Raw genomic sequence first — 22807 nt, 5'->3', positions numbered from 1 at the left:
TATGTTTCCAGAGCGGGTGCCGTGGCGTCCGTGTCCCACCGCACACTCAAGGGTCCCACCGCGCGCTCAAGGCCGGCGGAGCGACTCCACGGCGATCCGGGCGGCGGTTCCGATGACCGCGTCGGCCTCCGGGAGGACGGCGACGGGCAGCGTCGACCTGGTGAACACCGCCACCGCGTAGCGCGCCCCGTCGGGGTACTCGACCGCGCCCACCTCGTTGCGGAGGGTCGGCAGCGTGCCGGTCTTGCCGCTGACGACGACGTCGTCGTAGGGGAACCCCGACGACAGGCGGTGCGGCCAGACCTGGAGGCCGAGCAGGCGCCGCATCGCCGCCGACCCGGCGGGCGGGGCCGCCTCGTCCCGCCAGATCATCGACAGCAGCCGGGTCATGTCGCGGGGCGTGCTGCGGCTCGTGCGGAGCGGGTCGAGGGCGCGCAGCCGGCCCTGGAGTCCCGGCTCGTCCAGCCTCGCCCACACCTCGGCGACGCTGTCCGCCCCGGCGTCGGCGAGCAGCGTCTCGTGCAGCTCGCGGCCGTTGCCCAGGATGGCGGTCCGGCGGAGCCCGAGGTCGGCGGCCGTCGCGTTGACGGCGTCCAGGCCGACCCGCTCCATCACGGCGTCGGCGGCGGCGTTGTCGCTGACGGTGATCATCAGGCAGGTGAGGTCGCGCAGCGACATGCGGACCTCGTCCAGCAGCGCCGACACCCCGGTCGGCCCGGCCGTGCGGTCGTCGGGGCGCAGCACCACCTGCTCGGTCGGGTCGAGGACGCCGTCGGCGGCCTGCCGGTGGAACGCGACGAGCAGCGGCACCTTGAACACCGACGCGAGCACCACCGGCTCGTCGGCGCCGACCGCGACCTCCCGGCCGGTGTCCATGTCGACGACGTGCAGGAAGCCGGTCACCCCGGCGGACCGGAACGCCGTCTCGATCCGCTCGGCCGCCTCCGCGCTCCTGACGGGGGCCCCGCTCATGCCAGGAACCCCGAGGAGGGGCGCGGGACGACCCGGCGGGCGGGCGGCCGGTCGAGGGGCGCCATGCCGGCCTCGTCGCGCAGGACCGCGGTCGCGACGGCGGTGAAGTCGGCGATGGCGCGGGCGTGCTCGGGGTCGCGGGCCCGCCGCCAGGCGCACGACGTCCGCCAGGCGAGCGGCTCGCCCGCCAGCGGCCGCCACGCCGCCCCGGCGGTGTCGTCGGTGCGCGGGACGAGCGCCACGGCCGTCCCCGCGAGGACGAGCCCCAGCGCGAACCCCGGATGCCGGGCCTCGTGCACGGCGGCGGGCGCGTACCCGTGCCGCCGGCAGCCCGCGAGCAGCTCGTCGTGCGCGCCCGGCGCCTCCTCGCGCGGCGGGACGACGACCTCGCGGGTGCCGAGGTCGGCCAGGTGCACCTCGGGGGGCGCGCCCGGCTCGGCGGCGCCGTCGCCGGCGGGCAGCAGCACGCCGAGCGGCTGCGCCAGCATCGGGCCGAGCTCCAGCCCGCGGGTGTCGCACGGGTGCCGCACCACCCCGGCGTCCAGCGCGCCCTCGGCGAGCGCGCGGATCTGGTCGTCGGTGCCCGTCTCGCGCAGGTCGAGCCGCAGGTCCGGGCGGCGTTCCCGGAACGCGGCGATCAGCGCGGCGACGACCCGGCCGCCGAGGTCGCTCGGCAGGGCCGCGCGCACCGTCCCGACCTCCCCCAGCCGGGCCCGCTCGGCGACGGAGTAGATGCGGTCCACGCGGGTGAGGATGTCACGTGCCTCCTCCAGCAGCAGGCCGCCCGGCGGGGTGAGCCGCACCCGCCGGCTGGACCGGTCGAACAACCGCACGCCGAGCTCCTTCTCCAGCCGCTGGATACGCTGGCTCAGCGGCGGCTGCGCCATGCCGAGGCGCTCGGCCGCGCGGCCGAAGTGCAGTTCTTCGGCGACGACGACGAAGCACCGCAGATGCCCGACCAGGTTCACGAGCAGCGATGATACCAATTCGGATATTCATCCGGAGCGATATCAATCTTGGACTTTTCGGGCAGAGCCTGGTCTCCTTGTGCCCCCACCGGTCCGCCCGCCCGTCAGCGGGCCCCGGCCGGTGGACCGATCAGGGGGAAGGAGTTGGACGATGCGCCGATCCCGTGTGCTCGCCGTCGCCGCGGTCGCGGTGGCGGTCGTGATCGTGGGGGCGGGGGCGGTGTGGTTCCTGCGCGACGGTGACGACCCGAGGGACGCCGCCGAGCGCTATCTCGCGGCGTGGAGCGGCGGCGACTTCGCCGCCATGAAGGCGCTGACCGACCGGCCGCCCGCCGACTTCGAGGCGCGCTTCAAGCGGATGCGGGACGACCTCGGCGCCGTCGGGCAGCGCTACACGGTCGCCTCCGTGGGGCGTCCCAAGGACGACGCGGTCGGCGGGTCCTACGGCGCCGAGGTGACGCTGGCCGGGGACCGGAAGTGGAAGTACACCGGGTCGCTGCCGATGGTGAAGACGGACGGCGAGTGGCGCGTGCGCTGGTCGCCGCAGGTCGTGTACCCGGAGCTCAAGGAGGGGCAGCGGCTGCGCGCGTCCCGCGCCTGGCCGGACCGCGCCGCCGTCCTCGCGGCGGACGGCAGCGACCTCGCCTCCTCGCCGTCCGGGTCCGCCCGGCAGCTCGCCGGGCAGGTCGGCCCCGTGTCCGCCGAGGCCGCGGGCAAGCTCGGCGCTCCCTACCGCAAGGGCGACCCGGCCGGTGTGGACGGCCTGCAGAAGCAGTACGAGCACCGCCTCTCCGGCAAGCCCGCGCTCGCCGTGCAGATCGTGGACGGCAAGGACGTCCCGGTGAAGACGCTGGAGCGGTTCGGCGGCGCCGAGGGCGAGCCGGTGAAGACGACCATCGACCCGAAGACGCAGGCCGCCGCAGGGCAGGCGGTGTCGAGCGCGAGCAAGCCGGCGTCGATGGTGGCGCTGCGCCCCTCCACCGGCGAGATCCTCGCCGTGGCGAACCAGCCCGGCGGCTACAACCGCGCGCTGATGGGCCGGTACCCGCCGGGCTCGACGTTCAAGGTCGTCACGGCCGCCGCGCTCGTCGCGGGCGGCATGTCCCCGGCGACGAAGGTGGGGTGCCCGGCGACCACCACGGTCGGCGGCAGGTCGTTCCACAACTACAAGCACGAGGACTTCGGGTCGGTCCCGCTCCGGGAGGCGTTCGCGCACTCCTGCAACACCACGTTCGCGCGCCTCGCCGTGGACAAGCTGGGCGAGAAGCGGCTCGCCCAGGTCGCGGCCCAGTTCGGGTTCAACGCCCCGGTCATCGCGGGACTCCCCGCCGTGCGCGCCGCGTTCCCGGACACCAAGGACGACACCGCGTTCGCCGCCGCGTCCTTCGGGCAGGGCCAGGTGCTGACCAGCCCGCTCAACATGGCGAGCGTCGCCGCCGCCGCGGCCGACGGCACCTGGCGCTCGCCCCGCCTGGTCGGCGCCTCCCTGGCCGCGCAGGCGGCCGACGCCGGGGGCCGCAAGCCCGAGCCGCCGAAGCGGCTGGAGCCCGCCGTGGAGAAGGCCCTGCACGCCCTCATGCCGGCCGTCGTCAGCGAGGGCACCGCGTCCGGCGTCGGCTTCCCGGCCGGTACCGCCGGCAAGACCGGCACCGCGGAGTTCGGCGAGGGCGACAACCCGCCGACCCACGCCTGGTTCATCGGCTACCGCGGGGACGTCGCCTTCGCCGTGATCGTCGAGGGCGGCGGCACCGGCGCCGAGGCCGCCGCTCCGATCGCCGCGAAGTTCCTCCGGGCGCTCTAGCCCGCGGCTGTCCGCGACGCGCGTCGCCCCTGGCACCGGACGCCTGGACGTCCGGTACCAGGGGCGATCGCCTTCGGAGCGCTTCCGGGGAGCGCTCAGCGGAGCGCGTTGGCGAGGACGCGCGCCGTCTGGGCGACGGCCTGGTCGTCGGCCGCCGCGTCGGGCGCGAACCGGTTCGTGGTGATCACGATGACCAGCGGGGCGCCGGACGGCGGCCAGGCGATCGCGATGTCGTTGGCGGTGCCGTAGGTGCCGCCGGTGCCGGTCTTGTCGCCGACCGTCCAGTTGTTCGGGAGCCCCGCGCGGATGCGCTTGTCCCCGGTGACGGTCGCCTTCATCCAGTCGACGAGCCGCTCGCGGTCGGCCGGCACGAGCGCGCCGCCGGTGGTGAGCGCCCGCAGGTTCCCCGCCCACGGGCGCGGCGCGGTGGTGTCGCGCACCTCGCCCGGCTTCCAGATGTTGAGGTCGGTCTCCCAGCGGTCGCTGCGGCTGACCGTGTCGCCGAGCGAGCGGAAGAACGCGGTGAGGCCCGCGGGCCCGCCGATCTGCTTGAGCACCAGGTTCCCGGCGGTGTTGTCGCTCTGGGTGATGGCGGCGTGGCACAGGTCGGCGACGGTCATGCCGGTGTCCACGTGCTTCTCGGTGACGGGGGAGTACTCGACCAGGTCGTCCTTCGTGTAGTGGATCACCCGGTCGAGCAGGCCGGGGTCGGACTGCCGGGCCTTGCGCAGCACCGCGCCGCACGCCATCGCCTTGAACGTCGAGGCGAACGGGAAGCGCTCGTCCGGCCGGTGGGCCACGGCGCGCCCGGTGCCGGTGTCGATCGCGAAGGCGCCGATGCGCGCGTGGTGCGTCGCCTCGAGGCGGCCGATCTGCCGGGTGACCCTCGCCTGCGCGGGATCGACGGCGATCGTGGACGTGGCGCTGCGCGGCGCCGCGGTCCGCACGTCCGGCTCCGTGCCGGAACCGCAGCCGGCGAGGCCGGCGATCGTCGTCAGGGCGAGAGCGGCGGCGCCGAGCCGCCGGTGTCGGGTGCTGTGGGTCGTCATGCGGGAGAGCAGACCAGAGCCGCGAACGACATGTCCAATATTGATATGGCGCGGGATCCGATATGCGAACGCATATGACGTGCCGTGACCTGGCCGGACCCGGCGGTCAGAGCCAGTCGCGGACCTTGAAGATCACATAGAGGGCGAGGCTGCAGACGACGACGATGACCGTGCTGGCGACGAACCCGGAGTAGTGGCCGAACCCGGGATAGGGGACGTTCTGTCCGTAGAACCCGGTGACGGCGGTCGGCACCGCGATGATCGCCGCCCAGCTGGTGACCTTCTTCATCACCTCGTTCATCCGGTTGCCCTGCAGCGCCAGCCGCGTCTCCAGCAGGTCGGCGACGAGGTCGCGCAGGGCGTCCGTCCACTCCCCGACGCGCAGCGTGTGGTCGTAGACGTCCTGGAAGTAGGGGACGAGCGGCGCGGGGACGATCCGCGGGTCGCGGCGGAGCAGCGTGTTCAGCACCTCCCGCATCGGCAGCGCGATCCGCCGCAGCGCGGCCAGGTTCTTGCGCAGCCGGTAGCTGCGCCGCTGGATCTCCTTGACCGGGAACGCGTCGTCGAAGACCAGGTCCTCGACCGCGTCGGCCTCGTCGTCCAGCGCCTGGACGGCCGCCAGTTGCAGGTCGACCACCAGGTCCAGGAGCCCGTAGAGCAGGAAGGCCGCGTTCGGCTCGCCGAGCCCGGCGTCCGGGCTCTGGTCCCAGCGCCGGATGAGCGCGTCCACGTCGAAGCCGCAGTCCTGCCGGACCGTGACGAAGGCGCGCTCGCTGATGAACGCCGACACCTCGTGCATCGCCAGCTCGCCGTCGGTCACCACCGGAACGTAGACGTTGAGGAACGCGTACCCCCGGTAGCGGTCGAGCTTCGCCCGCTCGTGCCGGGACACCGCGTCCTCGACGGCCACGGGATCGAGGCCGAGTTCGTCGCTGACCACGTGCAGGTCCTCGCGCCCCGGCGCGCACAGGTCGAGCCACACGACGACGTCCGGGCGCTCCAGGTAGTCGCTGAGCTCCGCGACGGGGAACCCCTCCGCCTCGATGCGGCCGTCGCGCCAGGCCCGCGTGCGCGGCGGCGCCGAGCCGATCCGGTCGTCCGGATGCGCGGCGATGTCGATCTCAGACGGGTGGGATTCCATGGGCGGCGTTATACCCCTCTTTTCGAAAACATGATGGTCCGGTGGGCTTGCGGGCCCCGGACCGGTCAGCGGGGGCGCGGCGGCGCCGTCGACCCGCGGAGGACGAGTTCGCCGGGCAGGACGAGGGGAGCCGGAGCGCGGCCGTCGAGGAGGGCGAGCAGCGCCGCCATTCCCTGGGCGCCCAGTTCCTCGGCGGGCAGCCGGACGGTGGTCAGCTCGGGCTCCAGCGCCGTCGCCAGCAGCACGTCGTCGAACCCGGTGACCGACACGTCGGTCGGGACGTCCAGCCCCAGCGCGCGCGCCGCCTTGTACGCGCCCGCCGCGATCAGGTCGTCGTCGCAGACGAGCGCGGTCGGCGGGTCGGGGGCGGTGAGCAGCCGGGTGGCGGCGCCCTTGGCCGAGGCGACGTCGATCGCGCAGGCGGACCGGGTCAGCACACCGCCCGGCAGGCCGGCGACGGCGCCGGCGAGGGCGTCCGCGCGGGCGTGGAACGTCCACTGGTCCACGGCGGCGGCGACATGCCCGATCCGGCGGTGGCCGAGGGCCGCGAGGTGCGCCGCGATCTCCCGCATCCCGTCGGCCACGCCGAAGTCGACGGTGGGGACGGGGGCGCCGGGCCGCCCCGCCGGGCCGCTGTCCAGCATCACCGCGGGCGTCCCGCGGAACCGGCCGAGCGCCTCCACGGCCATCGAACTGGCGAGGATGCCGTCGATCGCCTCGTCCGGCGCCGCGAACGGGCTGTCGGCGGGGCCCGCGGCGTCGTCCGGCCAGGTCGAGACCACGACGCCGAAGCCGTGCCGGGCGGCGACCCGCGCCGCGCCGGTGTAGACGGGGCCGAAGAACGGCGCGGTCAGGGTCGGCACCATCAGCAGGACGGTCCGGGTCGTGCCGAGCCGCAGGTTCCGGGCCGCCTGGTTGGGCCGGTAGCCGAGCCGCTCCGCGGCGCTCCGCACGCTGCGCGCGGTCGCGGGGGAGACGCGCCCGCTCCACTTGCCGCCCAGCACGAGCGAGACCGTGGACTGCGAGACCCCGGCCTCCTGAGCCACGTCCTTGCTGGTGGGACGGCTGATCGCCGGCACCTGCGCCTCCCTGGCGGATCGGTCGGACGAAATCAGACTAGAACGGGACGACCCGGAGGTGGTACGTATGACGGGAGTAATACGTATGACTCGGCAAGCAGGACGGGATCTCGGGGGCCATCGATGCGCGGCTATGTCGTCTTCCTGCGGAGGCCGTACGCGGGACGCCTGCTCGGCGGCACCCTCCTCGGACGGCTCCCCAACGGGATGGGCATCCTCGCCGTCGTCCTGCACGTCCGCGCGGACGACGGCGGCTACCCGCTCGCCGGGACCCTCGCCGCGATCCTCGGCCTCGCCACCGCCGCCGGGCAGCCCGTCCTCGGCCGCGCCATGGACCGGTTCGGCCAGCCGCGCGTCCTGCTGCCCGCCGCCTGCGCCTCCGCGGCCGGTTTCGCCCTGCTCGCCGCGGTCGGCGCGGACCCGCTCCCGGTGGCCGTCGCCGCCGTCTTCGCCGCCGGGTTCGCCACCCCGCCCCTCGAAGCCGGGCTCCGCGCGCTGTGGCCCGACGTCCTGGACGGCCCCGAGCAGGTCGACGCCGCCTACGCGCTCGACGCCGCCGCCCAGGAGCTGCTGTTCACCGCCGGGCCGCTGCTCGTCGTCGCCGCGGCCGTCGTGAACACCGAGACCGCGCTGCTGCTCACCGGCGCGCTCGGCATCGCCGGAACGCTCGTCGTCGCATTGTCGGGGCCGTCGCGCAGGTGGCGGGGCGCGCCGCGCGCCTCCGACTGGGCCGGGCCGCTGCGGTCCCCGGGCCTGCGGGTCCTGCTGCTGTCGCTCGGCTGCGCCGGGATCGCGCTCGGCGTCTACTCCGTCGCCGTCGTCGCCTACGCCGAGGAGCAGGGCAGCGACCTGGCCTCCGGGCTGCTGCTGGCGTGCATGGCGGGCGGCGCCCTCGCCGGCGGGATCGCCTACGGCGCCCGCTCGTGGGCGGGCGCGGCGCACCGGCGGCTGCCCTGGCTGCTGGCCGCGCTCGCCGCCGGATACCTCCCGCTCGTCCTCGCGCCGGGCCTGCCCCTCATGTCGGTGATCGCGTTCGCCTCCGGCGTCTTCCTCGCGCCCGTGCTGGCGTGCAGCTTCACGCTCGTCGACCGGCTCGCCCCGGCCGGGACCGTCACCGAGGCGTTCGCATGGATCGTCGCGGCGATCGGCGCGGGCAGCTCCGTCGGCTCGTTCGTCTCGGGCGTCGGGCAGGACGCCGCGGGCGTCCCCGGAGCGTTCGCGGGCGCCGGCGCCGGGGGCGTCCTGGCCCTGGCCGTGTGCCTGCTCGGCGCGCGGACGCTGCGCCCCGCCGCGCGCCCCGCCGTCCCCGTGGACGCCGCAGCCGGGCTCTAGCGGTCCCGGCCGGGCGTCAGACCCAGGACTGGAACCAGATCCGCTCGTGCCAGTCCTCGTAGGGGATCGTCTGCGCGGACAGGATCGGATGGAAGTACGCGAAGTTGGCCAGCACCACCAGCAGGAACGCCCCCGCCGCGGCGGCGCCGATCAGCCGCCTGACCCCGGCGGTCTGGACGGGCGCCGGCGGCGCGTGCGCCCCGTGCTCGCCGTACGGATGCTCGCCGTACCCGTGGTCGTCGTACGGCTGCTCGTCATAGGGCGCGTGCGCGCCGTACCCGCCTTGCTCGCCGTACGGCGCGAGGGCCGGATCCTGGTCGGCGGGGGAGTCCCAGGGCAGGCCGGGAGGCCCTTCGGACATGGCCCCTTGGGGATCGGCGGCTCCGCCGTTCTCGCCGGGACGTGCCGCGTGCGCGCCCGCCGCCCAGCCGGGCGCGGGTCCGATCAGGTAGCCGAGCACGAGGACGACCGCCAGCACCATGAACGGGATCAGCGGCGTCGCGTAGAACAGGAACATCGTGCGGTCGGCGAACGCCGACGGGAACCAGGTCAGCCAGCCCGCGAGGAAGCCGAGCAGGATCGCCCCGGCCCGCCAGTCCCGCAGGATCAGCCAGATGAACGCGACCACGATCAGCGCGACCAGCGCGCCCCACCACAGGGCGGGCGTGCCGATCCCGAGGATCTCGCGCGAGCAGCGGGACGCGCCGCCGCACGCGCCCTTGGGCTCGGTGTAGAAGAACGCGACCGGGCGGCGCAGGATCGGCCAGTCCCACGGCCACGACTGGTAGGGGTGCTTGGCGTCCAGCCCGGTGTGGAAGCCGAGCATCTCCGCGTGGTAGTGCCACAGCTTCGGCATCGCCTCGAACGGCCGCCACAGCGGGTTGTCCGACGCCGTGCCGCGCCCCCAGCCGCCCGGCTTGAAGATCCACCCCCACCAGGTCGCCAGGTAGGTGACGAGCCCCACCACGACCATCTGCACGAACGCCGGGACGGCCTCCAGCAGCATCGTCCCCTGCAGCGGGGCCCGCACCCCGGCGGCGCGGCGGGCGCCGTAGTCCCACAGGACGGTCATCAGCCCGAACGCGGCGACGTAGAAGATCCCCGTCCACTTGGTGGCGCAGGCGAGACCGAGGCAGACGCCCGCCCCCCACCGCCAGCCGTGCGCGAGGAACGGCCCGTACACCGAGGTCTCGCCGGCCTCGATCCGGTCGGCGAGGGCGCGGCGGGAGCGGTCCCGGTCGTTCACCAGGCAGGCGAACCCGGCGAGGACCCAGAACATCACGAAGACGTCCAGCAGCGCGGCCCGGCTGGTCACGAACGCCAGGCCGTCCAGCGCCAGCAGCAGCCCGGCGGCGCAGCCGAGCAGCGTCGAGCCCGTCATCCGGCGCGCCACCCGGCACAGGATCAGCACCGACAGCGTCCCGACCAGGGCGGGCACGAACCGCCACCCGAAGGGGGTCGCGCCGAACATCGCCTCGCCGATCGCGATCATCCACTTGCCGAACGGCGGATGCGCGACGAACGCGGGGCCGCTGCCCCAGATGTGCGCGTCCGGGTCGGCGATGAGCATCTTGTCGGCGTTCTCGACGGTGTTGTGCTCCCAGCCGAACTTCAGCAGTGCGAGCGCGTCCTTGGCGTAGTAGGTCTCGTCGAAGACCACCGCCTTCGGCGTCCCCAGCCGGTCGAACCGCAGGTACGCGGCGAGCGCCGTGACCAGCAGCGGGCCCAGCCAGGACAGCAGCGGGCTGCCCGGGATCGCGGGCGTGAGCCATTCCCGCAGCTGGGGGGGCCGGCGCCGGGACGCCGTGGCCGGGACCGAAGCCAGATCCGTCGTCGCCATCCTGCGAGTTTATTTGCACTCGCCGCCTCCTTCAGGACCTCGGGGCGCCCCCTGGGACAATGGGCCCCGTGACCGGACCGGGATGGAGGCCGCGATGGAGGCCGTGACAGGGGCCGTGACGGGGACGCTGCGGCTCGCCGCGGCGCCGATCGGGAGGCCCGAGGACGCCTCGGCCCGCCTGCGGGCCGCGCTCGCGGAGGCGCCGGTCATCGCGGCGGAGGACACGCGGCGGCTGCGGCGGCTGGCGGGCGACCTCGGCGTCGAACTCGCCGCGCGCGTCGTGTCCTACAACGACCTGAACGAGCGGGAGCGGGCGGCGGGCCTCGTCGAGGACCTGCTCGCCGGACGGGACGTCCTGGTCATCACCGACGCCGGGATGCCGGGCGTGTCGGACCCCGGGTACCGGCTCGTCCGCGCCGCCGTCGCCGAGGGCGTTCCGGTCACGGTGCTGCCCGGGCCGTCCGCGGTCACGACCGCGCTGGCGGTGTCGGGGCTGCCCACCGACCGGTTCTGCTTCGAGGGGTTCCCGCCGCGCAAGCCGGGCGAGCGGGCCCGGCGGCTGGAGGCGCTCGCCGGCGAGCCCCGCACGATGGTGTTCTTCGAGTCGCCGCGACGGCTGCCGGTGACCCTCGCGGCGATGGCGGAGGCGTTCGGCGCGGACCGTCCCGCCGCGGTCTGCCGCGAGCTGACCAAGACCTACGAGGAGGTCCGGCGGGGGACGCTCGGCGAAGTGGCCGCGTGGGCGAAGGACGGCGTCCTCGGCGAGATCACGCTGGTGGTCGGGGGCGCTCCCGAGCCGCGCGGGCTGTCGGACCCGGTGGAGCTGGCGGCGGCGGTCGCCGCGCGCGAGGCGGCCGGGACGCCGCGCAAGCAGGCCATCGCCGAGGTCGCCCGGGAGAACGGCGCCCAGAAGCGCCTCGTCTACGACGCCGTCGTCAAGGCAAGGAAATAGTCACCGCCCCCAGAGCGATGCAAACGGGGTCCTTGCGGGCATAACTGAGCCGGTGGCCTCCGGCCGGGGCATCCGTGGGAAGCAGACCAGAGGCGCCGCGGTCAGATGCGTACGGAACGGTCTGCGAGGGGGTGAGTGCCGTGCATGAGGCATGGACGAACCACGAGGTGTGGGGCTTCGAGTGCCTGAGCTGCGCGGGGTCCTGGGACGAGGAGTTCCGGGTCCGGCACTCCGGCGACGGGCACGGCAACGAGGCCGTCGTCTACGAGCGCCACGGCCAACCCTGCACGACGCCCTGGGTCAACCGGTGCTGCCCGACCTGCGGCAGCGAGAACGTCAAGGCGCTGTCCGCGACGCATGGCAGGCGAGAGGACCCGCCGATGGCCCGCAGCGTCAGCGACGTGGCGATGGTCTTCCACCTCCGCCGGATGCACGCCTGGTAGCCGCCCGGCGCTGACTCTGCCGTTCAGGCGGTGACCTCGGTGGCCAGGGGTGACTCGGGCACCGCCGGCTCGGTGGGCTGCGCGGGCTCGGGGGACGGTGCCGACTCGCTCTTCGCGCGCCGGGCGAGGCGGCGCGTCCACCCGGTCACCGTCTCGCGGGCCTCGGGCCGGAACGCCAGCCCCGCGGCGAGCGCCGCCAGCGGGACGGCGGGCAGCACGTACCGGTAGTCGAACTCGGCGGTGGCCGCGGGCGCGAGCAGCAGCCCGGTGGCGAGCGTCCACGGCAGCAGCGCCTCGCCGCCGAACCGGCGCCACAGCGGGACCAGCCCGGCCAGGCCGATGAGCAGGATGCCGCCGACCATCGTCCCGCGCAGGTAGAAGACGTCCTGGTAGCCGCGGGCGACCCCGGCGAACGGCTCGGCGACCTGCGTGCGGGCGTTGCCGTGCTCGTAGCCGCGCGCGTCCTGCGCCGCCGTCCCGCCGCCGGGCATGTGCCAGTCGGGCAGCGGCCTGCTCTTCTTCTCGAACTCGTACTGCGAGTACGTCGCCGGGTCGGGGAACACCGTGCGCTTCCACTGGAAGACACGGAAGAAGTCGTGCGCGACGACCCGCGCGTAGTCGAGCGGCTGGGCGGTGATGGCGCGCTTGGCGAAGTCGTTGCCGAGCTTGTTGTTCTCGGGGCTGAACCGCGTGCCGGTGTAGCGGTTGAGCGGGGAGCGGGCGTTCCAGATGCCGTCCTGCGAGTTGGGCAGCCGGTTCCCCGGCTCGGTGCACAGCGGGTACTCGCTGACCGGCAGGTCCTTCATCCGGTGGCAGTCGGCGAACTTGTAGACCCGGGCGTACAGGAAGATCCCGTTGCTCTCGGTGATCGCGAACTTGTCGCTCTCGGCCTTGTACCAGCCCATGTAGCCGAGCACCGGCAGCAGGCAGGCCACCAGCGTCGCGGCCATGAGCCGCCAGCCGCAGCGCCGGATCAGCATGTAGACCAGCACGCCGAGGAGCACCGGCATGCCGACCGAGCGGGTCAGCCAGGCCATCCCGACGATGAGCCCGACCGCCGCGGCGATCTTCCAGGTCGGGCGGTCCCGCCAGAGCAGCAGCGTGACCGCGCACATCACCAGGAAGGTGAAGGTCGTGTCCGAGAGCACCAGGTGCTCGAGCTGGAGCTGGTAGGCGTCCAGCAGGACCGGCGCGGACGCGAGCGCGGCGCCCCAGCCGGGCAGCCGGAACCGGCGCCGCAGCAGCGCGTAGATCATCACGCCCATGGCCAGGCCCATGAGGTGCTGGATCCCGGCGACCAGCGCGAAGCTGTGGAAAGGCTTCAGGACGAGCAGCAGGAACGAGTACCCGTCGGGCCGCAGCGGGTGCGGATACGGGTCCATCGCGACGTTCAGGTAGTCGAAGCTGTCGTTGAAGAACATCACCGGCTGGTAGCCGAGCATCGTCACCAGGCGGAGCAGCGCCGCTATGGCAATGATCACACTGAACGTCGGATTCCGGCGCGCCAGCGTCCACAGGCCGCGAGCGCGCCGGCGGCCCGGCGTCGCAGTCGCGGCGGACGGCTCCTCGGGCGCGTCGCCCGATTCCGGACGTGCCTTTGTGTCCGTTTCCGGGCCGTCCTCAATGGCGGTGCCGGAATCGGCGACCGTGGGGCGGGATATGCCGGACTCCAGTGCCGCCGACGCGGAATCGAGCGCGGCCTTGCCGGAGCCTGGAGGAGATTTGGCCGAATCCGGGATGGTCTTCGGCCCCCCGGGCGTGTCGCCCGGGACGTCCGTCGTCGCGGCGGACGCGGCCGCCGTGGCCAGGGCCGTTCCGCCCTGCGCCGACCCGTCGAGCGCGGTGCCCCGCGGCGTTTCCCCCGCCACTGCCGCACCTTCCCTTCGATGTCCGGCCCCCGGTCCGGTGGCACTGAGTCCGTCCCCGGCACTACGTTCGTCCACGGCACTGCGTCCTGCGGAGCGCGTCACAGCCGCCCAACCCTTTCCGGGCCGCCGTGCCCGTATGCTTGACGTCCTAACATGCCGCCCGCGATCGCGCCGGATAGGGTCTTCCGGTTGCAAGTGGGCAACACGATACGGGTGCTCTTGACGAGAGCGGCCCTCAAGCCCCGCCCTCGGCGGGCATCATTGAACGCTGACGGGCCGTCCCGAGGAACCACACGCGGAACAACAGAGATTAGTGGAAAACGCCGCAGACGGTCAGCAGGTGTAACAGGGTCACCAAGAGTAACGACGCCACCAGGGGTAACGAAGGAGATCGCGTGGAACTCTCCGTAGTGATGCCATGTCTGAACGAGGCCGAGACGGTCGAGACCTGCGTCCGCAAGACGATCGCCTTCTTCGAGGACAAGGGCATCGACGGCGAGGTGGTCATCGCCGACAACGGCAGCACGGACGGCAGCCAGCAGCTCGCGCGGGACGCGGGCGCGCGCGTCGTGCCGGTGATCGACAAGGGTTACGGCAACGCCCTCATGGGCGGGATCCGGGCCGCGCGGGGCAAGTACGTCGCGATGGGCGACGCCGACGACTCCTACGACTTCGCCACCCTCGGCCCGTTCCTCGACGAGCTGCGCGACGGCGCCGACCTCGTCATGGGCAACCGGTTCAAGGGGGGCATCGCCGACGGCGCCATGCCGCCGCTGCACCGCTACCTCGGCAACCCCGTGCTCAGCTTCGTCGGCCGGTTGTTCTTCGGCAGCAAGATCGGTGACTTCCACTGCGGCCTGCGCGCCTTCGACAAGGACGCGATCCTGCGGCTCGGCCTCCAGACCGGCGGCATGGAGTTCGCCAGCGAGATGGTCGTCAAGGCGACCCTCCAGGGCTACGACATCCGCGAGGTGCCGACCACGCTGTCGCCGGACGGGCGGACCCGCGCCCCGCACCTCAACACCTGGCGCGACGGCTGGCGCCATCTGCGCTTCCTCATGCTCTACAGCCCCCGCTGGCTGTTCCTCATCCCCGGCCTGGTCTTCATGACGCTCGGCCTGATCGCCGGGATCGCGCTGTCGACCGGTCCGGTGACCGTCGGAGAGATCGCCTTCGACGTCGACACGCTGGTCGGCGCGTCCGCCGCGCTGGTGATCGGCTTCCAGGCGGTGCTGTTCGCGCTGCTGACGAAGGTCTACGCGATGCAGGAGGGCTTCCTGCCGCACGACCGCCGGGTGCAGCGCGTCATCGACTGGTGGAGCCTGGAGCGCGGCCTGCTGCTCGGCGGGCTGCTCGCCGCCGCCGGCCTCGCCGGCCTCGTCGCGTCCCTGCTGCACTGGCGGGTGAACAGCTTCGGCGAGCTCGACCCGCGGCACTCGCTGCGCATCGTCGTCCCCGCCGCGACCGCGCTCGTGATGAGCTTCCAGGCCATCTTCGCCTCGCTGTTCGTCAGCATCCTCGGCATCCGCCGCCGCCAGCACCCGCCGCTCACCGACCCGGCCGAGGAGGCCGCGGGCGTCGTCGACGCGGCCGTGCGGAAGGTCGCCGCGAGCGAGGCCGAGAAGGCGGAGCGCGCCGAGAGGGGCGCCGGGCCGGAGGCCGGCGAGGCCGCGGCCGAGCCGGAGAAGGTCCCCGCCGCGAAGGCGGGCGCGACGGCCGGGGCCGGCGACGAGGACGGCGACGAGGACGGCGCGTCCGCGCGCTGACGGGCGCCCGCGCTCGCGGCCCGCGCGGCACCCGTCCCCGGCGGAGCCGGTCTTCGTCACCATCCGAGAAACCGCGGGGGCAGACCGTGCCGGAGGCTGAGAGCTCGCTGAGCGTCTCCGGGCCTGGGACCGGCGCCCCGCCCGCACTATGACAGGCTTGACCGTCGATGGATCTCCCTTGCCCGACCGTCCGCGCCCGGCGGGCCGTACGCCGGTGAGCACGCGCACGCCGCCGGACGACACCGCGCCGCCGGACGACGCCGCACCGCCGCCCGCGCCGGCCGCCGTCGCGCGGCCGCCGGCGGACCCGGTCGCCGCCCCGCGCGCGGACCGCCGCCGCTGGGCCTGGCTGTTCGTGCTCGGCTGGGCCGCGCAGGTCGCCGTGCGCCTCTGGCTCGCGTCGGGGCAGACGATGCCGGTCGCGACGCCGGACGAGTCGGGCTACCTGTTCGCCGCCCGCGTCCTCACCGGCGGCCCCGACGCCGACATGTCGTTCGGGACGGTGTACCGCGGCGGCTACCCGCTGCTGCTCACGCCCGCCTTCTGGATCGGCGCGGGCCCCGTCGGGGTGTACCGGGCCGCCCTGGTGATCAACGCGCTGGTCAGCGCGGCGATGCTGCCGCTGGCCTACCTGCTGCTGCGCCGGCTGGCGGTGCGGCGGCGCTGGTCGTACGTCTTCGCGCACGTCACGGCGCTGCTGCCGTGCGTGCTCTTCTACTCCGGATTCGTGCTGACGGACGCGATCCTGCCGGTGCTCGTGGCCGGCTGGCTGCTGCTGACGCACACCTGGCTGACCGCCCCGCCCGCGGCCGGGGGCCGCACGCCGGTCCGGCCGACCCCGACCGGCGCGGGCGCCTCGCTGCTGGTCGCCTACGCCTACGCCTGCCACACCCGCGGCGCGATCCTGCTCCTCGTGCACGCCGCGCTGCTCGGGGCCGCCCTGGTGCTGCGGTGGCGGTCCTGGCGGGCCGTGTCCGCGTCCGTGCTCGTCCTCGGCGCCGCGACGGCCGCCGGCATGCTGCTGAACCGGTCGCTGCTGCCGCACATGTACCCGCAGGGCGACAACGACCTCGGCGGCAACGTCGTGAAGCGCGTCACCACCCTGGACGGGTGGGGCTGGATGCTCTCGCTCGGCACCGGCCAGGTCTGGTACCAGGCCGTCGCGACCGGCGGCGTGGCGGCGCTCGGCCTCGTCACGGTCGCGTTCCTCGCCGTCCGCCGCACCACACCGGGGCCGACGCGGGCGCTGGCGCTCGCGCTCCTCGCAATCGTGGCGGGCATCGCGTTCGCGACGTCGGCGGCCCTGCCGGTCGAGTACCGCATCGGCAACTACGTGTACGGCCGCTACCTGGCCAGTGTCACGCCGGTGCTGTTCGCGGTGGGCGTCGCGGTCCTGATGCGCGCCTCGCGGCGGACGCTGCTGTGGACGGCCGGTGCCGCGGCCGCCCTGACGGTCGTCGCCGCCTGCGTCGTCCAGTGGTACGCGGGCGACCTGCTCACCCGGTACACCTACACGGCCTACGACTTCCCGGAGACGGCGTTCCTGACCTGGGACTGGAAGGCGTTCCACCTCTGGCACGCCACGCTGGCGGGCCTGCTGCTGCTCGCGCTGTCGGTGGCGGCCGTCCTGGTCCGCCCGCGCCGGTCGACCGGCCCGCTGCTGCTGGCGGGCCTGCTGGCCGCGGTCGCGCTCGCCATGTGCGCCACCGCCACCGAGCGGATCGCGCAGCCGCTGGTGCGCGCCGAGACCGCCTACACCGACCTGCGGGGCAGCGTCGACCTGACGAAGCAGCGGTCCATCGCCGTCGACTGGAACATCTGGTGGACGATCCGGCTCTCCCAGTACTACTGGGCCTGGTGGAGCGACGGCAGCGTCTTCGACGCCCGGTGGACGGCGCCGCCGCAGGACGCCGACATGGTCGTCCTGGCCTGGCCGAAGGACGCGCCGCCCACCGCGTCGTGGCCGAAGGGCGCCCCGCCCGGCTGGCACGTCGTCGCCAGCCGCCGCACCGCCGAGGGCGACTGGGTCGCCTGGCTGCGTGGCTGAAGTCCCGGCCCACTGCGCTCGCCTGGCGGCTCGCTTCGTGACCGGGCCTGGGCGAACGCGGCATCGCTTCGCGATCTGCCCGGTTCCGCTCGCCTCCGGCTTCGCTCCACCGGCCAGGTCACGCGTTCGCGTGCGTGGCGGAGGCCACTTCGAGGCAGGCTCTAGCTCGCGGCGGGGGGATTCCAGAGCTGGAGGACCCCGTCCGACGAGCGCCACATGAGCGTCCAGCCCTGGGACGGCTCCGGTCGCCAGCCGCCGCCGATCTGCGACTCCATGCCGCGCCAGCGCGTGTAGAGCATCGGGCCCTCCGTCGCGTTGCGCGGGACCGGCAGGTAGTGCGGGAAGTCGCGGATCTCGCCGCGCCAGACGGGGCGGCCCCACATGTCGCGCGTGTAGAACGTGAGGGTCTGCGCGAGCCGCCGGTCGGCGCAGATCAGCGTGATGTCGCGGTGGTCGCCGAGGTAGCCGCGCAGCTCGTTCCACGCCTTGTCGCGCGGCAGTTCCGGGACGGCGCGGACGGCCGCCACCGCGTACGTCGCGCCCAGTGCGACCGCCAGGACGGGGGCCACGACGGTCCGCAGCCGCAGCCGCGACACCAGGCCGGGCGGCAGCATCCGGAACATCAGGATCAGCGAGCCGGACCCGCCGGCGAGCAGCGCGGGCAGCACCGCGAACCAGTACCGCTGGAGCCAGGCGCGCAGCGAGATGTCGTTCGGGTCGAGGACGCCGGAGAACAGCGTCAGCGGCACCGCGAGCGTGAAGAACCACACCAGGACCAGCGCGAGCCGCCGGTCGCGGGTGAGGGCCCAGCCGACGATGGTGAGGGCCAGCGCGGCGGTGAAGACGAGGCCGAGGGGGTTCCACTCGTGCATCGCGCGCAGGAACGACCGCGCGGCGAGCGAGCGGGTGACGTAGTCGCGGGACTGGCCGCCGTGCTCGGCGGCCGACATGAGCCCGGCGAGCGGGCTGCCCCAGACGAGCTGGTTGTGGACGAAGTTGAGCAGCAGGATCGCCAGCATCGGCGCGCCGACCGTGACGTTGCGGCGCCACGGGATGCGCAGCAGCGCCAGGTAGGCGGGGATGGCGAGGAAGAGGAAGGCCAGGAACTCCCGGACGAGGAACGACGCGCCGAGGAGCACCCCGGCGGCCAGCAGCATCCGCGTCTGCGCCCGGCCGGTCCTGCGGCTCGCGACGACGAGGCCCGCCATCCCGATCGTGAACAGCCCGGCGCCCGGCATGTCCGGCAGCATGACGCCGGTCGACCAGGTGATCTCGTGGCCGAACGGGTTGGTCATGGTGAAGAACGGGTGGACCAGCATGACCGCCGCGGACACCAGGCCCGCCGCGTCCCCGAACAGGGACCGGACGACCAGGTACGTCCCGACGAAGAAGGCGGCGCCGCCGACGGCCGCGACGGTGAAGTAGGCGGCCTGGCCGTCCCCGAGGACCTCCTGGGCGAGCCGCGCAGGCAGCACCAGCCCGATCCGGGTGACCTGGTGCGGCACCTCGTCGAACGGCCACTGGGTGAGCGGGATGTGGGGCCAGTCGCGGGCGGCGAGCCACACGTAGTAGGGGTCGAAGTACAGCGGCGGCGTCATGACCACCCACTGGGCGAGCACCGCGGACGCCGCGACCAGCAGCGACAGCCACACGACCCGCCGGGTCCGCCGGACCCGGCCCACCAGGCCCGTTCGCGCGGACGGCGCGTCCGGCCCCGCGTCGTCGGCTTCCCGGGCGAGCGGCTCGTCGGACGTCGTCTGGGCCATGCCTGGGTTCCCGCCTCCGCTGGTCCGTGCTGGTGGTGGCCGATCCGTGCCGCCGGCGGCCGGCCCGCGGCGCCGATGGCCGCGCCCTCGCGGCGCCCCGCGCCGCCCCCGCGCCGCCCCGCGACGCCGGACCAGGTTACTCGCGTGCCGTGGCCTCCGCGACGCGACTACCCTTGATTCCATGTCCTCGTCAAGCCGTCATATCTTGACCGCGCCCGCATGGCCGTACGCCAACGGGCCCCGTCACATCGGGCACGTCTCCGGTTTCGCGCTGCCCGCCGACATGTTCAGCCGCTACCAGCGGATGGCGGGCAGCAAGGTCCTGATGGTCAGCGGCACCGACGAGCACGGCACGCCGATCCAGGTGCAGGCCGACAAGGAGGGCGTGACGGCCCGCGAGCTGGCCGACCGCTACAGCTCCGTGATCGCCGAGGACCTGCACGGCCTCGGCATGTCCTACGACCTGTTCACCCGGACGACGACGCTGAACCACTACGCGGTCGTCCAGGAGGTCTTCAAGGGCCTGTACGACAACGGCTACATCTTCCCGACCAAGACGATGGGCGCGATCTCCCCGTCCACCGGCCGGACGCTCCCGGACCGCTACATCGAGGGCACCTGCCCCATCTGCGGGTACGACGGGGCGCGCGGCGACCAGTGCGACAACTGCGGCAACCAGCTCGACCCGATCGACCTGATCAACCCGGTCTCGCGGATCAACGGCGAGACGCCGAAGTTCACCGAGACCGAGCACTTCATGCTCGACCTGCCCGCGTTCACCGAGGTCCTCGGCCGGTACCTGCGCGGCAAGCAGGGCCAGTGGCGGCCGAACGTGCTGAAGTTCGCCCTGAACCTGCTGGACGACATGCAGCCGCGGGCGATCAGCCGCGACCTCGACTGGGGCGTGCCGATCCCGCTGGACGGCTGGCGCGACAACCCGGCCAAGAAGCTGTACGTGTGGTTCGACGCGGTCGTCGGCTACTTCTCCGCGTCGGTGGAGTGGGCGCGGCGCTCCGGCGACCCCGAGGCGTGGCGCGCCTGGTGGCAGGACCCGGAGGCCCTGTCCTACTACTTCATGGGCAAGGACAACATCGTCTTCCATGCCGAGATCTGGCCGGCGATGCTGCTCGGCTACAGCGGCCAGGGCGACCGGGGCGGCAACCCCGGCTCGCTGGGCGCGCTGAACCTCCCGACCGAGGTCGTGTCGTCGGAGTTCCTCACGATGGAGGGCCGCAAGTTCTCCTCGTCCCGCCAGGTCGTCATCTACGTGAAGGACTTCCTGGAGCGCTACGACGTCGACGCGCTGCGCTACTACGTCGCGGTCGCGGGCCCCGAGAACCAGGACACCGACTTCACGTGGTCGGAGTTCGTCCGCCGCAACAACGACGAGCTGGTGGCCGCGTGGGGCAACCTCGTGAACCGCTCGGTGAACATGGCGGCGAAGAACTTCGGCGCGGTCCCCGAGGCGGGCGACCTCACCGACGCCGACCGGGCGCTGCTGGAGCGCAGCCGGAACGCGTTCGGGGCGGTGGGCGCCGAGCTGGAGCGCTCGCGGTTCAAGAACTCGATCACCGAGGCGCTGGACGTCGTCCGCGACGCCAACAAGTACCTGTCGGACCAGGCGCCCTGGAAGCTGAAGGACGACCCCGAGCGCGTCAAGTCGATCCTGCACACGGCGCTGCAGGTCGTCGACGACGCCAAGACGCTGCTGACGCCGTTCCTGCCGAACTCCTCGCAGAAGGTCTACGAGATGCTCGGCGGCCAGGGCGTGTGGAGCGGCATGCCGGAGCTGGAGACGGTGTCGGAGGAGGGCGGCCCCGACTACCGCGTCCTCACCGGCGACTACGCGACCGAGGCGCGCTGGGAGTCCGTGCCGATCAAGCCGGGCGTCCCGCTGGCCAAGCCGACGCCGCTGTTCAAGAAGCTGGACGCGTCGGTCGTGGACGAGGAGCTCGCCAGGCTGGAGCAGGCGTGACCCGAGACGGGGACGGGCAGGCCGCACGGTCCTACCCGCCGCTCCCGGAGCGCCTGCCCGTCGACGTCTTCGACAGCCACTGCCATCTGGACATCGTCGAGACGCCGGTGGACGAGCAGCTGAGGTCGGCGCGGGCGGCGGGCATCGCGCGGATCGTCACGATCGGCTGCGACCTGCCGTCCTCCCGGTTCGCGGTGGAGGCCGCGGGCGAGTTCGACGACGTGTACGCGGCGGTCGCGATCCACCCGAACGAGACGACGGGCGTCAGCGACGCCGTCCTGAACGACGTCGCCCTGCTGGCCGCGCACCCGAAGGTCCGCGCGATCGGCGAGACGGGCCTGGACTACTACCGCGACTGGGCGCCGAAGGAGGACCAGCACCGCTCCTTCCGCGCCCACATCGACATCGCCAAGCGCACCGGCAAGGCGCTCGTCATCCACGACCGCGAGGCCCACGACGACGTGCTGGCGATCCTGGAGGAGGAGGGCCCGCCCGCGACGGTGGTCTTCCACTGCTACTCCGGCGACGCCGCGATGGCGCGGGTCTGCGCCGACCGCGGCTACCTGATGAGCTTCGCCGGGAACGTCACGTTCAAGAACGCCGAGCCGCTGCGGGAGGCGCTGCGCGCGGCGCCGCTCGACCTGCTGCTCGTGGAGACCGACGCGCCGTTCCTGACGCCGATCCCGCACCGCGGGAAGCCGAACGCCTCGTACCTGATCCCGCACACCGTCCGCGCCATGGCGGAGGTCAAGGGCGTGGACCTGGCGGAGCTTTGCACCGCGATCGCCGCGAACGGGGAGCGGGCCTTCGGGCCCTGGTGACCGCGCCCCGCTTTCGCCCGGTATGCGGACCCAATGGCCCGCATACCGGGCAAATGGGGCGAGTGATGGCGTTGCGGTGGCGGAGACGGGCGGAGACCTCTAATCTCTGGCCGTTGGACGGGCGCCCCCCGAGCCCGGCTCCCTGGAGGAACTCCCCGTGCCTTCCCCCCTTGCCGCGCGGACGCGCGCGCCCCGCGCACTCGCCCCCGCCGCCGTCCTGCTGGCGGCGGCGCTACTGGCCTCGGCGTGCGGCGGGGACGGCGGATCGGCTGCCCCGAAGAACGGCGTCGTCGCGGACGCGCCGCGCACCAGCGCCCCCGCGCCGCGCAAGGTCGTCATCGTGGTCGACGCGAAGAAGACCGAGACGATGACGACAGGCACGACCGTCGCGCAGGTGCTGGAGCAGGCGAAGATCGCGCTCGGCCCGCACGACCTGGTCAAGCCGGCCGCCGACCGGCCCGCCGGGGACGTCATCAAGATCATGCGGCTGCTGTCGGACCCGGTGACCAAGGTCGTGAAGACGCCCGCGCCGACGGTCCGCAAGAAGAGCTCGTCCGTCCCGCCGTGGAGCGAGAAGGAACTGCGCAAGGGCCGTCCCGGCATCACGGTCGTGAAGGTGGCCTACGCCCGGCGCAAGGGCCGCCGGGTCATCACCGTCATCGCCAAGCAGGTGAAGCGCAAGCCCGTCGCGCGGATCGTCGCGGTGGGGCCGAAGTCGGCGAACACCGGCTCGGTGACGCGGCTGAACTGGCACGGGCTCGCCAACTGCGAGTCCCACAACAACCCCAAGGCCGTCAACCCGGCCGGGTACTACGGCCTCTACCAGTTCTCCCTGTCGTCGTGGGCGTCGGTCGGCGGATCGGGCAAGCCGTCGGACGCGAGCTCCGCCGAGCAGACCTACCGGGCGCAGCTGCTCTACAAGCGGGTGAACGGCCGCTGGCAGGGCCAGTGGCCCAACTGCGGGAAGTTCCTGTTCTCCTGAGCGGC

General features: G+C 73.5%; 17 protein-coding genes. 9 read left to right on the top strand and 8 right to left on the bottom strand.

Going from position 1 to position 22807, the window contains the following annotated elements:
- Positions 1 to 66: 66 nt before the first annotated feature.
- Together ABWI07_RS08015 and ABWI07_RS08010 are read right to left on the bottom strand one after the other, a co-directional pair.
- Entirely contained in the window at positions 67 to 972 is a 906-nt protein-coding gene (locus ABWI07_RS08015; protein WP_353818065.1) for a serine hydrolase, read from the bottom strand.
- Positions 969 to 1940, bottom strand: a complete 972-nt coding sequence (locus ABWI07_RS08010; protein WP_149260997.1) for a LysR family transcriptional regulator — start codon at positions 1938 to 1940, stop codon at positions 969 to 971. Before ABWI07_RS08010 ends, ABWI07_RS08015 begins: the two co-directional genes overlap by 4 nt.
- 151 nt (positions 1941 to 2091) lie before the next feature.
- Between ABWI07_RS08010 and ABWI07_RS08005 the strand changes: the two genes are divergently transcribed.
- Positions 2092 to 3741 carry a penicillin-binding transpeptidase domain-containing protein gene (locus ABWI07_RS08005; RefSeq protein ID WP_353818064.1) on the top strand — a complete coding sequence of 550 codons (1650 nt, stop codon included), beginning with the start codon at positions 2092 to 2094 and terminating at the stop codon, positions 3739 to 3741.
- A gap of 95 nt (positions 3742 to 3836) precedes the next feature.
- Here ABWI07_RS08005 and bla read toward each other — a convergent pair whose 3' ends face one another.
- The 3 genes from bla to ABWI07_RS07990 form a co-directional block, all read right to left on the bottom strand.
- Positions 3837 to 4790 carry a class A beta-lactamase gene (gene bla / locus ABWI07_RS08000; protein WP_149260995.1) on the bottom strand — a complete coding sequence of 318 codons (954 nt, stop codon included), beginning with the start codon at positions 4788 to 4790 and terminating at the stop codon, positions 3837 to 3839.
- A 106-nt stretch (positions 4791 to 4896) separates the two neighbouring features.
- Positions 4897 to 5931 (bottom strand): magnesium transporter CorA family protein, encoded by a 1035-nt coding sequence (locus ABWI07_RS07995; RefSeq protein ID WP_353818063.1) that lies wholly within the window; start codon positions 5929 to 5931, stop codon positions 4897 to 4899.
- 65 nt (positions 5932 to 5996) lie between these two features.
- Positions 5997 to 7010, bottom strand: coding sequence for a LacI family DNA-binding transcriptional regulator (locus ABWI07_RS07990; protein ID WP_353818062.1), 1014 nt, complete (start codon positions 7008 to 7010; stop codon positions 5997 to 5999).
- Positions 7011 to 7133: 123 nt separating this feature from the next.
- Between ABWI07_RS07990 and ABWI07_RS07985 the strand changes: the two genes are divergently transcribed.
- Entirely contained in the window at positions 7134 to 8342 is a 1209-nt protein-coding gene (locus tag ABWI07_RS07985; RefSeq protein ID WP_353818061.1) for an MFS transporter, read from the top strand.
- Between the two features lie 16 nt (positions 8343 to 8358).
- Here the strand turns inward: ABWI07_RS07985 and ABWI07_RS07980 are convergent, their stop codons facing one another.
- Positions 8359 to 10182, bottom strand: coding sequence for a dolichyl-phosphate-mannose--protein mannosyltransferase (locus tag ABWI07_RS07980; RefSeq protein WP_353818060.1), 1824 nt, complete (start codon positions 10180 to 10182; stop codon positions 8359 to 8361).
- Positions 10183 to 10276: 94 nt separating this feature from the next.
- On the opposite strand from ABWI07_RS07980, the gene rsmI reads away from it, so the two are divergent.
- Together rsmI and ABWI07_RS07970 are read left to right on the top strand one after the other, a co-directional pair.
- The gene (gene rsmI / locus ABWI07_RS07975) at positions 10277 to 11134 is read left to right on the top strand and encodes a 16S rRNA (cytidine(1402)-2'-O)-methyltransferase (protein WP_149260991.1); all 858 of its coding nucleotides are present in this window, start codon (positions 10277 to 10279) and stop codon (positions 11132 to 11134) included.
- A 140-nt stretch (positions 11135 to 11274) separates the two neighbouring features.
- Complete coding sequence (locus ABWI07_RS07970; RefSeq protein WP_149260990.1) at positions 11275 to 11577, top strand: hypothetical protein; 303 nt, start codon at positions 11275 to 11277, stop codon at positions 11575 to 11577.
- A 23-nt stretch (positions 11578 to 11600) separates the two neighbouring features.
- Here the strand turns inward: ABWI07_RS07970 and ABWI07_RS07965 are convergent, their stop codons facing one another.
- Complete coding sequence (locus ABWI07_RS07965; RefSeq protein WP_353818059.1) at positions 11601 to 13445, bottom strand: glycosyltransferase family protein; 1845 nt, start codon at positions 13443 to 13445, stop codon at positions 11601 to 11603.
- A 395-nt stretch (positions 13446 to 13840) separates the two neighbouring features.
- On the opposite strand from ABWI07_RS07965, the gene ABWI07_RS07960 reads away from it, so the two are divergent.
- The gene (locus ABWI07_RS07960) at positions 13841 to 15211 is read left to right on the top strand and encodes a glycosyltransferase family 2 protein (protein WP_235036989.1); all 1371 of its coding nucleotides are present in this window, start codon (positions 13841 to 13843) and stop codon (positions 15209 to 15211) included.
- Positions 15212 to 15425: 214 nt separating this feature from the next.
- Entirely contained in the window at positions 15426 to 17258 is a 1833-nt protein-coding gene (locus tag ABWI07_RS07955; RefSeq protein ID WP_353818058.1) for a hypothetical protein, read from the top strand.
- Positions 17259 to 17419: 161 nt separating this feature from the next.
- Here ABWI07_RS07955 and ABWI07_RS07950 read toward each other — a convergent pair whose 3' ends face one another.
- Positions 17420 to 19024 carry an ArnT family glycosyltransferase gene (locus ABWI07_RS07950; RefSeq protein ID WP_353818057.1) on the bottom strand — a complete coding sequence of 535 codons (1605 nt, stop codon included), beginning with the start codon at positions 19022 to 19024 and terminating at the stop codon, positions 17420 to 17422.
- Positions 19025 to 19205: 181 nt separating this feature from the next.
- Here ABWI07_RS07950 and metG point away from each other — a divergent pair, with 181 nt between their 5' ends.
- The 3 genes from metG to ABWI07_RS07935 all read left to right on the top strand — a co-directional run bounded on the left by metG (position 19206) and on the right by ABWI07_RS07935 (position 22802).
- On the top strand, positions 19206 to 20999 hold the full coding sequence (gene metG / locus ABWI07_RS07945; protein ID WP_149260988.1) for a methionine--tRNA ligase: 1794 nt from the start codon (positions 19206 to 19208) through the stop codon (positions 20997 to 20999).
- A complete protein-coding gene (locus ABWI07_RS07940; RefSeq protein ID WP_149260987.1) occupies positions 20996 to 21820 on the top strand; it encodes a TatD family hydrolase in 825 nt (274 codons plus the stop codon). The genes metG and ABWI07_RS07940 overlap by 4 nt, the downstream gene beginning before the upstream one ends.
- Positions 21821 to 21977: 157 nt before the next feature.
- Positions 21978 to 22802: a resuscitation-promoting factor gene (locus ABWI07_RS07935; RefSeq protein WP_149260986.1), complete on the top strand. Its 825-nt coding sequence runs from the start codon at positions 21978 to 21980 to the stop codon at positions 22800 to 22802.
- Positions 22803 to 22807: the final 5 nt, after the last annotated feature.

It is taken from the genome of Actinomadura sp. NPDC000600, assembly GCF_040492135.1.
In the GTDB taxonomy this organism is placed as follows: Bacteria; Actinomycetota; Actinomycetes; order Streptosporangiales; family Streptosporangiaceae; genus Spirillospora.
This window is presented reverse-complemented; position numbering and strand designations above follow the sequence as displayed.

Coding starts and splice junctions, on each gene's coding strand:
- ABWI07_RS08005 (WP_353818064.1), top strand. CDS start 2,092: ATGCGCCGATCCCGTGTGCTCGCCGTCGCCGCGGTCGCGGTGGCGGTC.
- bla (WP_149260995.1), bottom strand. CDS start 4,790: ATGACGACCCACAGCACCCGACACCGGCGGCTCGGCGCCGCCGCTCTC.
- rsmI (WP_149260991.1), top strand. CDS start 10,277: ATGGAGGCCGTGACAGGGGCCGTGACGGGGACGCTGCGGCTCGCCGCG.
- metG (WP_149260988.1), top strand. CDS start 19,206: ATGTCCTCGTCAAGCCGTCATATCTTGACCGCGCCCGCATGGCCGTAC.
- ABWI07_RS07950 (WP_353818057.1), bottom strand. CDS start 19,024: ATGGCCCAGACGACGTCCGACGAGCCGCTCGCCCGGGAAGCCGACGAC.
- ABWI07_RS07980 (WP_353818060.1), bottom strand. CDS start 10,182: ATGGCGACGACGGATCTGGCTTCGGTCCCGGCCACGGCGTCCCGGCGC.
- ABWI07_RS08015 (WP_353818065.1), bottom strand. CDS start 972: ATGAGCGGGGCCCCCGTCAGGAGCGCGGAGGCGGCCGAGCGGATCGAG.
- ABWI07_RS07985 (WP_353818061.1), top strand. CDS start 7,134: ATGCGCGGCTATGTCGTCTTCCTGCGGAGGCCGTACGCGGGACGCCTG.
- ABWI07_RS07995 (WP_353818063.1), bottom strand. CDS start 5,931: ATGGAATCCCACCCGTCTGAGATCGACATCGCCGCGCATCCGGACGAC.